At 27.3% G+C, this 11,498-nt stretch carries 8 protein-coding genes and 1 tRNA gene; 8 read left to right on the top strand and 1 reads right to left on the bottom strand.

Annotated features, from left to right (window positions below):
• The first annotated feature begins 236 nt into the window (after positions 1-236).
• Positions 237-1,016, top strand: a complete 780-nt coding sequence (locus tag LQE93_RS16215; protein ID WP_231074499.1) for a TIGR02452 family protein — start codon at positions 237-239, stop codon at positions 1,014-1,016.
• 176 nt (positions 1,017-1,192) lie between these two features.
• On the opposite strand, the gene LQE93_RS16210 is transcribed toward LQE93_RS16215, so the two are convergent.
• Complete coding sequence (locus LQE93_RS16210; protein ID WP_231074497.1) at positions 1,193-1,969, bottom strand: endonuclease/exonuclease/phosphatase family protein; 777 nt, start codon at positions 1,967-1,969, stop codon at positions 1,193-1,195.
• Between the two features lie 270 nt (positions 1,970-2,239).
• Between LQE93_RS16210 and LQE93_RS16205 the strand changes: the two genes are divergently transcribed.
• The 7 genes from LQE93_RS16205 to LQE93_RS16175 all read left to right on the top strand — a co-directional run bounded on the left by LQE93_RS16205 (position 2,240) and on the right by LQE93_RS16175 (position 11,265).
• Complete coding sequence (locus LQE93_RS16205; protein ID WP_231074496.1) at positions 2,240-3,799, top strand: C40 family peptidase; 1,560 nt, start codon at positions 2,240-2,242, stop codon at positions 3,797-3,799.
• Positions 3,800-3,981: 182 nt separating this feature from the next.
• Positions 3,982-4,239 carry a hypothetical protein gene (locus tag LQE93_RS16200; protein WP_186839711.1) on the top strand — a complete coding sequence of 86 codons (258 nt, stop codon included), beginning with the start codon at positions 3,982-3,984 and terminating at the stop codon, positions 4,237-4,239.
• A 442-nt stretch (positions 4,240-4,681) separates the two neighbouring features.
• Positions 4,682-5,089 carry a hypothetical protein gene (locus tag LQE93_RS16195; protein ID WP_055263495.1) on the top strand — a complete coding sequence of 136 codons (408 nt, stop codon included), beginning with the start codon at positions 4,682-4,684 and terminating at the stop codon, positions 5,087-5,089.
• A gap of 201 nt (positions 5,090-5,290) precedes the next feature.
• Positions 5,291-8,656, top strand: coding sequence for an AAA family ATPase (locus LQE93_RS16190; RefSeq protein ID WP_231074500.1), 3,366 nt, complete (start codon positions 5,291-5,293; stop codon positions 8,654-8,656).
• Positions 8,657-8,885: 229 nt separating this feature from the next.
• Positions 8,886-10,253: an APC family permease gene (locus LQE93_RS16185; protein ID WP_231074495.1), complete on the top strand. Its 1,368-nt coding sequence runs from the start codon at positions 8,886-8,888 to the stop codon at positions 10,251-10,253.
• A 221-nt stretch (positions 10,254-10,474) separates the two neighbouring features.
• A complete protein-coding gene (locus tag LQE93_RS16180) occupies positions 10,475-10,996 on the top strand; it encodes a nitroreductase family protein (RefSeq protein WP_231074493.1) in 522 nt (173 codons plus the stop codon).
• A 194-nt stretch (positions 10,997-11,190) separates the two neighbouring features.
• A tRNA-Cys gene (locus tag LQE93_RS16175) sits at positions 11,191-11,265 on the top strand.
• Positions 11,266-11,498: the final 233 nt, after the last annotated feature.

Raw genomic sequence — 11,498 nt, 5'->3', positions numbered from 1 at the left:
AATGCAAATCCTATTTGTTGCATAGGAATCACATTTTTTGTGAAGTTTTTCATATTATTACTATGCGCAAAAAAGGAAGTTCAAATTCGAACTTCCTTTTCTTTATCGGCAAATATCAAATTTTTTTTGATACAGCCCCTTTTATTTTTATAATTTATAAGTACTAGTCTTGTTATAAACTTAGGTATATTTATACTATAATTAATATAAATATTGGAAATAAGGAGGGTGTGCTAATGAACAATGAAAAGTTAAGAGATGTGGTAAAAGAAAATTTTGAAATAGCTAAAAATAATTTTTATATTTCTAAAAATGGGAATAAGGTAGAACTTGATAATAAAGTTAAAGATATGATAGAGAAAACAGAACTTGTAAATGATGAAGTGACATATGTTGAAAATTATAAAGAAATTCAAAAAAATTATATAGTTAGAGATAATATTATAAATCTTGGGACTATAGATACTATTTTAAAGCTAAGAAATGAAGGAGTAAGAGGGAATATAATAGCATTGAATTTTGCAAGTGCTATTAATCCAGGTGGTGGATATTTAAGCGGAAGTAAAGCTCAAGAGGAAAGTCTATGTAGAGCTTCCATGCTATATGAAAGTTTGAAAAAGCAGAATGATTTTTATAAATTTAATAGAGAAAATTATACGCCTTTATATAATGATAGAATGCTTTATGTTCCTAATGTACCTATAATAAGAAATGATACTCTCGAACTTTTAGATAATTATGAGTTAGCTTCTTTTATAGTATCTCCAGCTGTGAACAGAAGAAAAGCATATTCTGAAGGTATAAGAGATGAAAAATTGATAGTTGATATTATGAGTAAGAGAATAGAAAAGATAGTAAAACTAGCGATAAGTAAAAAACCAACGGTATTAATACTAGGTGCATTTGGTTGCGGAGTTTTTGGTAATGATAGAGAAGTTGTTTATGATATTTTTGAGAAATGCATTAGGGAATTTGTACCAGTAGAAATAAAAGTTATTTTTGCTGTAATTCAATAGTTTATTAACAAAAGAATTGCACGAAAAATTTAGAAGTAACCATAAGAACGTATATTGTATAATTATAACAAATAAAATATGATAATTAATACTTAATAATTAAATTGTATTTAGAAGAAGTAAGTGGCAAATGAATATTAAACAACCATTTGCCACTTCGTTTTTTCTAACTAGAACTATTTTAGCTTTATATCGGCTATTAATGGGAAGTGATCTGAAGGAAATTTACCATTTAGGTTATCGGTAATTATATCTACATCTACTATTTCTAGCTCTTCACTTACAAAAATATAATCTATATGGGAGCCAGTATCTTTGCCTTTAAAACCAGCTCGCGTAGGTTTATTATATAAATCTTTATTTTTATCTTGAACAGCAAAAAACCTTTTGTCATAATATTTTCCGCTAGCAAAGTTTTTAATTACTTTACTATTAGGAGTAGCATTAAAATCACCCATTACAATTACTGGAAGTTTATCTTCTTTATAATTTGAATCTATGAATTTGCCTAATTTCTTTATTCCATAGTCTCTAGCTTGTGGAAGTAAACAATCAAGATGAGTATTATATACTCTGATTTTTGTATTGTCATCTAATTTAATTTTAGCGGTTGTACATATTCTTGGGTATAGAGAAAACCAAGGTTGACTACCTATCTTATTAGGTGTATTTGATAGCCAGATAGTTTTATGATCTTCTATGCTATGTTTTTTAGGAATTATTAAGTCATTTCTTTCAGCAAATAACTTTTTGCTCCTAGCTCGGCCAACAATATTAAAATCCTTAGCAAATTCTATAATATCTTTATGCATTTTATTTGTTAATTCTTGCACTCCAATAATATCGCAGTTATACTTTAGTATTATTTCTTTAACAATATCTTTGCGATTAACCCATCTATTATTTATATCTAGAATGAAATCACTTCTAAGATTAAAAGACATTACAATCATTAGTTCTCACCTTTTTCTATATATAATCCTTTAATTTACGATGCTTAGTAAAAAGCTTTATATTTATTTTATCATATATTAAATATTATAATCATTCATAATATTTCTTTTTATCACAAAAGATGGTAAAATATTCTTATGAATAGGAAATAAATACTAATATATGTTAAATAATTACAAATAATTAGTAAAAAGTATTTAAATTTAATTGATAAATGTGGTAAAATAAATTGCTGAAAGACTAAGAGCTGTGGAGGAAAAGATCTATATATGAATAAAAGTACAATTAAAAGAGGAATTGCAATTTCGGGAGTAATTGGTGGTATGGTATTATTAAAGCCAATTACAGTACAAGCTTTAGAAAATAATGAATTGCCAACAACTGAGGCTGATATAGAAAATGTCAATATGAGAAGCACTAGTAGAGGACAAGTTGTTAATGTTGATGGAACATATTTAAGAATTAGGTCTAATCCATCGACAAACTCTGAAATTCTTGGAACTATGAGTGAAGGTATTAGTTTTGAAATTATATCATACAGTAATGGTTGGTATAAGATTAGCTATAACAGTATTTTGGGTTATGTACATGGAGATTATGTAGAAGAAATAAACTCAAGTTCTACAGAAGATACATTATATTACGGGAAGGTATATAATGCAGAACCTAATTTAAGAGTTAGAAGTGGTGCTTCGTTAAATTCATCTATTATCGGGTATGTTGTAGATAATACAACTGTAACAATAGTAGGAACTGCAGACGAATGGTATAAAATTAAGTTTAATAATGGCTATGGATATGTACATAGTGATTATATTTTAGTTAATGGTAGCAACGATGGTAATAACAATAATAATGAAAATGGTGCAGGTGGAGATGATACCATAAGAAAAATTGGATATGTATATGATCTAGGTGGTTCTACATTAAGAATACGTAAAGCACCAAACACAAATTCAGAAGTGCTTGGAAGTTTATATGAAGGAAATTCTGTTAATATTATAGGTGAAGAAGGTAATTGGTATAGAATTTCATATAATAATTCAGTAGCATATGTAAGTAAAGATTATATAACACTAGAAAAGACATCAGATGATAATAACAGTGGATCTGGAGAAATTTTGCCTGAGCAAAGTATAATTTCCAAAGGGAAAGTTATAAATGTTGAAGGTTCAAATTTGAGAGTACGTAAAGAGGCATCCACAGATTCGTTTGTTATTGGATATCTTTTAAATAATACTATTGTAGAAATACAAGGGCAAGTAGGAAATTGGTATAAGATATCATTTAAAGATTCAGTAGGTTATGTAAGTGCTGATTATATTACTGTAGACTTTGAAGAAAACTCAGGAAATATTGGCAATGAAGGGTCTGTAAATAAAGAAGCTTACAATATAATTTTAGACTCTATGAAAGCTCAACTAGGAGCTCCGTATGTATGGGGAGGATCTGGAGAGTTTTTAACTACAGAATTTTTAAATGAATTAAAAATTAGATTCCCTGAGGATGCTGCTCAAGGAGAATATGACCATGCTGAAAGATTTGTAGACATGGGTTATAGAGCCTTTGATTGCTCTGGTCTTATTTATTGGGCATTTAGACAAGCTGGTATTAATGTGGGTAGAACGACATATAACCAAATTAATGATGGAGTAGAAGTATCATTAAATGATGTTATTCCTGGGGATTTAATTTTTACAGGAGATTTAGGACATGTTGGTATGTATATTGGTGATGGTAAATGGATTGAATCTTCATTTACAGGAGATACAGTAAGAATCAGTAATGTACCGTGGGGATATGTAAGTAGAGCAAGAAGAATACTGTAGAGAGTGAAGAGTATTTTTAGTTAAGCTCTATAGTTAAAGCTTAAGAGTAAATGTAGAAACTGCGATGCAGTTTCTACAAAATAAATTTTAAAGTCATCTTAGATATCTTTATTTTTTAATTATATGGATAGCTTTTAATTTATCTATGTTAGAATTTTCTTTTTAATAGGTTTATTACTGATTTGATTACTAGAGATACACCTCCTATTATTGAACCAAAAATAAGTAGCGTATTAGATAATGAAGTAGGTAAGAATCTCATTTTTAAAGAAAAAAATATGGATATTATAATAATTGAAAATCCAAGTATTATAAATAGATATCCCAGTAGTGATTTTTTATTTATAAAAATAATTCCTATACCAAGCAATAATAAAATAGATGAAGCTGCAAAATTTGCGCCTCCACTTAACGAATTACCGAAAAAAATAGGAGTATAAACAACGGTATTTTTTATTAAACTAAATATACCGAAAAGCATTAATAATGAACCTAGTATTAGAGGTAAAAGTTTGTAATTTTTATTATTATGATTTTTAAACTTATTAGAATGAAATAGGGGTAGTTGCTGTTTATTTAATGTACTAAAGTTCCTTTTATAAAATTTAAGTCTTGGAGTATATCTAATAGGTTTTTTTCTATACCTCAAACAATACATCTCCTAAAAAGTAATCATTATTATAATATGAAATCAATATAAAAGTGTGATAAAAGCAAAGCTTTAAACAGTTATATAAAATTTATTTTAATAATAGAATATTGATTTATAGGTTAAAAGTTTTTTTGGGGGAAAAGAGATTTTATTTAAGTATGAATTAATTGTTAAAATGAGAATATAAATTTATTAGTAGGATATAAAAATTTATAGTCAGGTGATCTTAAATGAATGAAAGTACTTGGTATAGGATAAAGTATTCAATAGGATATGTTTTTGAAGAAAATAAGCTTGTGATAGCTATTCCAGTAGGAATATTAGACTCTACTAAGGAGAATTTTGAGAAAAATATAAAGTTAATGGATATAGGTCCATATATAGCGCTTCCAAGTGAGGCAATAAGTATTGGGGAAAGCTGTAGAGATAATATATCTAGGATTTTAAATGAAACACTAGAAGATGCCATAATAATAATTGATAAAATAATAGATGGAAAAACTGGAGAAGATTTAGAAGAAATATGCACTAAAGCAAAAGATATGTATGACTCAGAAAAGATTTATTTAGAAAAAGGTTATATACTAAAAAATATAGATGAATTTAATGAGAATATTGACCAATATAATTTTGAGTAAAGTTTAAAAAGATTAAAGGCATAATATATAAGAATAGCTCTTATATATTGTGCCTTTTATTATGTTGACAATTTTGATATTAATTAATATAATTGCTTAAATAGTAAAATAACCTTTTGGCAACTATGGATTATTTTTCTAATAGATAGTGTTATTAAAATGATCAACAAAAGAAATAAGAAGCAAAGGATGATGAGAAATTTGAGTAATAAAGAAGTATTTAAGAATATTGAAGAAAAGCTTAATAAAGAATTTATAGGACAGAAGAATTTCTTTAGTAAATTATGTGGGTATTTTAGAGAGAAGATTAGCAATGATGAAAAGGGAATTTTATTATTAGTAGGAAGTAAAGATACGTTTAAAAAAGCTAGTGTAAGATTTATATTCCAAGAGCTTAAAGAGAGTGAAGTTATTAAAAATGGAGAAGTAGATGATATAGACTTATCTGAATATAGCTTTAATTTAGGATATAATGCATTTTTAACTGACCTTTATGAAAAATTAAATAACGATTCTAAATGTATTATTTTTAAGAATACTGATATGGCATCAGAAGAGATTTTATCACTTCTATCTAAGATAAGACCAAATAGTTGTTTACCGTTAAAGAATGAATACATACTAAAAAATAAGTTTATGATAGAAGCTGAAGCTAATGATAATACTGAAAAGATTAATGCTTTTTTATGTCATAACAAGTTTTTCGTTTTTGTTTACAATAATGATAATGATGAAAAGTTTAATCAAATAAAAGACAAATATTTAAAAAATAGTGAAGAAATTTTTTATACTAAGGACTTAACTAAAGAAGAAAGAGATTTAGTTATTAAAGCAGAGACAATTAGAGAAATAAGAAAAATACAAGATGAATTCAATATAGAAGTTATTTTAGAAATAAAGGAAGATTCAAATAAAACAGACGATTATTTATTATGCACATATTTACAAGACTTTTTCAGAGAAGATGTAAATTTTGATGTAAAGCAATATGTTTCTTATAAAGTATATAAACCATTAAGAAATTTAATAATTAATCAGGGGCTTCAAGATGAAAATAAGATATTAATATATGTAGAAGAAAATGAAATATACTGTAAAACAAATAAAGAAATCTATAAATTAAGCGAGTACTCTATTCCAACGTTAGAAGAAGCAAGATATAAGTTAGATTCAATTATAGGTATAGATGAATTAAAGGAATTTATACAAAATGTTGAAAATAACTATAAGGTTCAAGAAATAAGAGAAAGACTAGGACTTAAGTCTTCTATGCCATCTCTGAATATGATATTTGCAGGTAATGCAGGTACAGGCAAAACAAATGCAGCAAGAGTTACATTTGAATATTTAAATGCTTTAGGAATATTAAGAAAATGTGTATTTAAAGAAGTTAGTAAAGCTGACTTTATAACAGAAAATCCTAGTGATGCTGCAAAAAGAACTAATGATATTATAAATTCAGCCTTAGGTGGAGTGTTATTTATAGATGAAGCTTATTCTTTATGCCAAGATGAAAATGACAAAGTAGGTAAAGAAATAGTAGATGCTTTATTGAAAGGTATTGAAGATAATAGAAATGATTTAGTAGTAATAATTGCAGGATATGAAAAAGATATTGAAAAATTCTTAAAGTATAATCAAGGATTATCTTCAAGATTCCCAAACACAATTCATTTCCATGATTATGACCCAAAGCAAATGTATGAAATAGCTGTAAATATAGCTAAATCAAAAGGATATACAATATCTGAAAAAGCTAAGAGTGGATTGATAGAGCTATTTACCAAAAATCAATTAGTAGGTAAAAATGACTTAGGAAATGCTAGATTTGTAAGAAATATAGTAGAAAATGCTATTTTAGATTCATCAAAGAAGTATTTAACTAATAAAGAAAGGTCAATTGATGTATTAGAAAGAGATAATTTTAATTTTAAAGCTAAGGCTAAGTTTAATCTAGAAGAGAAGCTAAAAGGAATAATTGGACTTGATGAAGTTAAAGAGCTTTTAAGAAGTCAGTACAAGCTGTTAGTAGCACAAGAAAAGAGAAAGTCAGTTGGAGTAAACACAAAAATTGAGCAGAATTTGAATATGGTATTTGCAGGTAATCCAGGCACAGGAAAAACTAGTATAGCTAGACTTGTAGCAGAAATGCTTAACAGCATGGGACTATTAAAAGGTGGTCAGCTTGTAGAAACTGATAGATCAAGTTTTGTATCAGATATACCAGGTCAAACAGCCAAGAAAACTGAAGAAAAGTTTAAAGAGGCTATAGGTGGAATTTTATTTATTGATGAAGCTTATACACTTGCAAATGATGATTTAGGAAGAGAAGCAGTAGAAACCTTACTTAAATTAATCGAAGACTATTCAAAGGAAGTAATAGTAATATTAGCAGGATATGAAGAGGAAATGGAAGACTTCTTTGATGTTAATATCGGATTAAAATCAAGATTTCCATTATGGACTACATTCCAAGACTATAATCCAAATGAACTTTTAGAAATGTCTATAAAGTTAATAGAATCTAGTGGATTTAAACTTTCTAAAAATGCATATGTCGCATTAAAGAATAGTTTTGTTGATATATATAAAAATTCTGATGCAACATCAGGAAATGGTAGAATGGTTAGAAATTATGTAGAAAGATTAATCAGAAACCAAAGTATAAGAATAGCAGAAGAAGATATAAGTGTTTATGAAATGAACTTAATCACTACTAAAGATATAGAGAAAATAAATGTATCTGATTATGATAATAAGTTTAATTTAGAGAAAAAATTAGATGGTGTTATATCTAATGAAAATGCAAAGAATTTTCTAAGAGAGCAGTATAAGTTTATGAAGGTTATGGCTAGAAAGAAAAGACTTGGAATGGCTACTGACTTAAATAAATATATGAATATAATTGCTATGGGCTCTGAAGGTACTGGTAAGAAAAGAACATTTAATATTTATACAGAAATGTTATATAACTTAGGTATAGTTAAATCTAAAAATATGATAATAATGGATAAGTATGATATAGTTAATAGCTTTAAAGGTGGACGTAAGCTTGATGAAGTAATGAACAAATATGTTGGGAAAGTAGTTTTTGTAGAAAATGCAGATCTTTTATTAGAAGAAGAAAATCATAAAGAAATATTAAATAGCTTAATTAAGTTTATAGATAGTAATTATAGTAAAATAATTATAGTATTATCTGGAGATAAAATAGGAGTTAGAAACTTAATACAAACAAATCAAGAATTGAGTTATAGATTCCCAGTTAAAGTAGAGTTTAAAGATTACAAGATTGACGAGCTTTTAAAGATAGCATTAACTACATTGAGTTTAAAAGGATATAATTTAAATGATGATGTAAAAGAAAAATTGGAAGAGACTTTAATTGAAATTTATGCTGATAGTGAAGTTATATTAAAAAATGGATTATTAATAAATCAATTCTTAGATTGCTTAATAAGAACTCAAAGTATAAGGATTTGTGATGAAAACTTCAATAACAAAGAAATTAATATAATAACTGTAGAAGATATTGAAAAGAGTAAAACTAGATTTTTACAGCTTTAAAGTCGAAAAATACAGTAATGAATAATTATAATTAATAACTAATGAATATAAGACTATTTCTAAATCTTATTTAGAGATAGTCTTTTTATTTTTATATTTAAAAAGGAATAAATATGCAAAAAAAAGAGGGGAAAATGAAAAAATATAGAATTATTTAATTGTTATTCTAATATTATGATATAGATTGGGATATAAAAAAATTATATAAATAAAAAGGGAAAGGTGAGTTATGAGCAATAAGTTAGATAAAAAGTACGGGTTATTAACAGCTATAGCAATGGTAATAGGTATTGTTATAGGAAGTGGCGTGTTTTTTAAAGCTGAAAAGGTTTTGACAGCGACAGGAGGAAATCTCTTACTAGGTATTATAGCATGGATTATTGGTGGAATAATTATGATTGCTTGTGCTTATACTTTTGCTGTAATGGCAACTAAGTATGAGTATGTAAATGGAGTTGTAGATTATGCAGAAGCAGCTATAGGAAAAACATACGGATATTATGTTGGATGGTTTATGGCAGTTATTTATTATCCAACATTAACATCAGTTTTAGCATGGGTTTCAGCTAGATATACTTGCGTTTTATTTGGATTTTCAATTACTGGTGGAGAATGCATGACGATTGCGTGTTTATATTTGATTGGTGCATTTGCAATGAATTCGTTATCACCAGTATTAGCAGGTAAATTTCAAGTAAGCACAACTATTATAAAACTTATACCATTATTATTAATGGCAGTAGTAGGAACTATTGTGGGAATTACTAGTGGTATGACTGTAGCAAATTTTACAATTGTAGTAGAAAAAGTTGATACATTTAGTGGATTATTTACAGCTGTTGTTGCTACAGCCTTTGCATATGAAGGATGGATAATTGCAACAAGTATCAATGCAGAATTAAAAGATGCTAAGAAAAATCTACCTAGAGCACTTATAGGAGGAACTTTTGCAATTATGTTAGTTTATATTTTATATTATATTGGACTAGCAGGCGCAGTAAGTAATGAAACTATGATGGCAGGGGGGGAAGCAGGGGCAAAACTTGCTTTTGAAACTGTATTTTCAAGTATAGGTGGATCTTTGATATTTGTCTTTGTTATTATTTCTTGTCTAGGTACATTAAATGGATTGATGCTTGGATGTACTAGAGGACTTTATTCTATAGCAGTTAGAGGTCGTGGGCCAAAGCAAGATGTGTTTAAACAAGTAGATAATATTACAAATATGCCTACTAATTCATCTGTAATTGGATTATTATTCTGTGGAATATGGTTATTATTCTTCTATGGAGCTAATCTAACAGATTCATGGTTTGGATTCTTGAGTTTTGATTCTTCGGAATTACCAATAGTAACTATTTATGCTATGTATATTCCTATATTTATTATGATGATAAAAAAAGAAACAGAATTAGGTGCCTTTAAGAGATTTGTTATGCCAATATTATCTATATGTGGATGCATCTTTATGATGATTGCAGCATGCTTTGCGCATAGGATGGCAGTAGTTGCATATTTAATAGTTTTTGTAGTAATAATGATAATTGGAGCAGTATTTGAAAATAAAGTTTTTATTAAAACACAAGTAAATAAGTAGCGGTTAGTATATGGAATAATAAGAGGTTTATGATTAGGTTAAATTTTTAAATCCAAGCTATTTTAAGAGAGTGGCTTGGATTTGTTCTTATTAAAAAAAGATTATATTATTTTGAAATATAAAAATAGTCTTATATAATATAAAAATATTTTTAATTTAAAACTATAATTGTATAATAATATAAAAAGAATTTAGTATTAATCTGTTTATGAGGTGAATTAATGATTGAGTTATTAAAGACAAGAAGAAGTATAAGAAAATATGAAGATAGAGAAATAGAAAAAGAAAAGCTTGAGAGTATTCTTAAGGCTGGTCTTTTATCACCATCATCTAAAGGGAGAAAGCCGTGGGAATTTCTAATTATAAAAGATAAAGAGAAGTTAGAAAAGTTGTCTACATCTAAGCCAGGAGGAAGTCTATGGCTAGCAGATGCACCACTTGCTATAGTCGTTATGGCAAATAAAGAAATTACATCATATGTTTGGATAGAGGACGCTTCTATAGCGGCTGCTTTTATGCAATTAGAGGCTCATAGTCTTGGACTTGGATCTTGTTGGTCACAAGTTAGAGAAAGAAATTATGATAATAATTTAAATTCTGAAGATTATGTAAGAAAACTTTTAAATATACCAAGTAAATATGGAATTTGTTGCATTATTTCTATAGGATATCCAGGTGAAAATAGACCATCTTATGAAGAAAAAGATATTGATTTTACAAAAGTTCATTATGAAGAAATTTAGAAAAGAATTATTATAGTTAGAAATAAAGAATTAAAAGTTAAGAGGTGAGGATTAAACTGCTATGCAGTTTCTCACTCAGTAACTCCATACTATTAACTGTTAACTTAAGTAAGTTGATTAATAATTATAAAAAACATAAAAAAAACTATTAACAAATTTAGATTTATATAGTATAATGTTAGTGTAATCGACATGGCGCTATAGCCAAGTGGTAAGGCAGAGGTCTGCAAAACCTTTATTCCCCAGTTCAAATCTGGGTGGCGCCTCCAAAAAAGACCTATGAATTTTATAATTGATAGGTCTTTTTTTATTATACAAGTAAAAAAAGTAATGTATATTGATGTAATAAATTCTATGTATTAAGGGGCTGTATCAAAAAAAATTTGATATTTGCCGATAAAGAAAAGGAAGTTCGAATTTGAACTTCCTTTTTTGCGCATAGTAATAATATGAAAAACTTCACAAAAAATGTGATTCCTATGCAACAAATAGGATTTGCACT

The organism is Clostridium sp. NSJ-145 (assembly GCF_021044725.1).
GTDB lineage: Bacteria > Bacillota > Clostridia > Clostridiales > Clostridiaceae > Clostridium > Clostridium disporicum_B.
The sequence above is the reverse complement of the archived record's forward strand: the minus strand, read 5'-3'. Positions and strand labels throughout refer to the sequence as shown.

Coding starts and splice junctions, on each gene's coding strand:
- LQE93_RS16215 (WP_231074499.1), top strand. CDS start 237: ATGAACAATGAAAAGTTAAGAGATGTGGTAAAAGAAAATTTTGAAATA.
- LQE93_RS16210 (WP_231074497.1), bottom strand. CDS start 1,969: ATGATTGTAATGTCTTTTAATCTTAGAAGTGATTTCATTCTAGATATA.
- LQE93_RS16205 (WP_231074496.1), top strand. CDS start 2,240: ATGAATAAAAGTACAATTAAAAGAGGAATTGCAATTTCGGGAGTAATT.
- LQE93_RS16195 (WP_055263495.1), top strand. CDS start 4,682: ATGAATGAAAGTACTTGGTATAGGATAAAGTATTCAATAGGATATGTT.
- LQE93_RS16185 (WP_231074495.1), top strand. CDS start 8,886: ATGAGCAATAAGTTAGATAAAAAGTACGGGTTATTAACAGCTATAGCA.
- LQE93_RS16180 (WP_231074493.1), top strand. CDS start 10,475: ATGATTGAGTTATTAAAGACAAGAAGAAGTATAAGAAAATATGAAGAT.